At 56.6% G+C, this 325-nt stretch carries 2 tRNA genes; both read left to right on the top strand.

From position 1 onward, the window contains the following. Window positions 1-30: 30 nt before the first annotated feature. Window positions 31-107: transfer RNA gene (locus tag ABE571_RS18820), tRNA-Asp, on the top strand. A gap of 113 nt (window positions 108-220) precedes the next feature. Continuing rightward, window positions 221-297: transfer RNA gene (locus ABE571_RS18825), tRNA-Asp, on the top strand. The last annotated feature ends 28 nt before the right edge of the window (window positions 298-325 follow it).

Consider the following 325-nt stretch of genomic DNA (forward strand, 5'->3'; position numbering starts at 1 on the left):
CAGGCACTGCCAGTAAAAGTTTTGAAATGTGGAGCGGTAGTTCAGCTGGTTAGAATGCTGGCCTGTCACGCCGGAGGTCGCGGGTTCAAGTCCCGTCCGCTCCGCCAGTTTCAAGAAGGCCCCTGAGCAATCGGGGGCCTTGTTTTCTCCGCCGATGGTAGAGCTGACCGTTGGTCAGCTGGTAAAGCAGACCGTTGGTCGGCTGAAAAAGTTAAAGTGCGGAGCGGTAGTTCAGCTGGTTAGAATGCTGGCCTGTCACGCCGGAGGTCGCGGGTTCAAGTCCCGTCCGCTCCGCCAATCTTTGAAAAGCCCTTGGTGAAAACCA

Source organism: Stenotrophomonas sp. TWI273 (assembly GCF_039674765.1).
Taxonomy (GTDB): Bacteria; Pseudomonadota; Gammaproteobacteria; order Xanthomonadales; family Xanthomonadaceae; genus Stenotrophomonas.